The 448-nt window shown below is 79.7% G+C and carries 1 pseudogene; it reads right to left on the reverse strand.

The annotated features are described in order from the left end of the window. Window positions 1-433 (reverse strand): annotated as a pseudogene (locus tag GT030_RS24040) (SMC family ATPase); the annotation flags it as partial. Window positions 434-448: the final 15 nt, after the last annotated feature.

The raw sequence follows: 448 nt of genomic DNA on the forward strand, positions 1-448 counted from the left end.
GCAGTTCGGTGAGCCGGTGCTCGGCACGGCGGGCGGAGGCGAGGGAGCCCAGCTCCTCGGCGGCGCGACGGGCGGCGGCCGCGAGGCCAAGGGCGCCGGAGTCGGCCTGGTCCTCCGGCAGCGCGCGCCGGGCGTCCGCCTCGGCCAGGGCGGCCCGGCGGTGCGCGTTCTCCGCTTCCTCGCGCAGTTCCAGCGCGGGCGCCACGGTCTCGGCCTTGCGGCCGCGCTCCATGCGGGCCCGCGTCTCCTCGTACTCCCCCGCCCGCTCCGCGAGGCGCGCGGCACGGTCCTGGGCCTCGGCGAACCTGTGCTGGAGCCGGGCGAGTTCGCGGGCGTCGGCCAGTTCCTCCTGGGCGCGGGTGTGGGCGGACTCGGCGGCGGTGAGGCCGCAGTGGGCGACGGTGAGGCGTTCACGGGCGGTGCTGCGGGCCACGGCCGCCGCCGCGAG

It is taken from the genome of Streptomyces sp. SID1328 (assembly GCF_009865595.1).
Classification (GTDB): domain Bacteria; phylum Actinomycetota; class Actinomycetes; order Streptomycetales; family Streptomycetaceae; genus Streptomyces; species Streptomyces griseoluteus.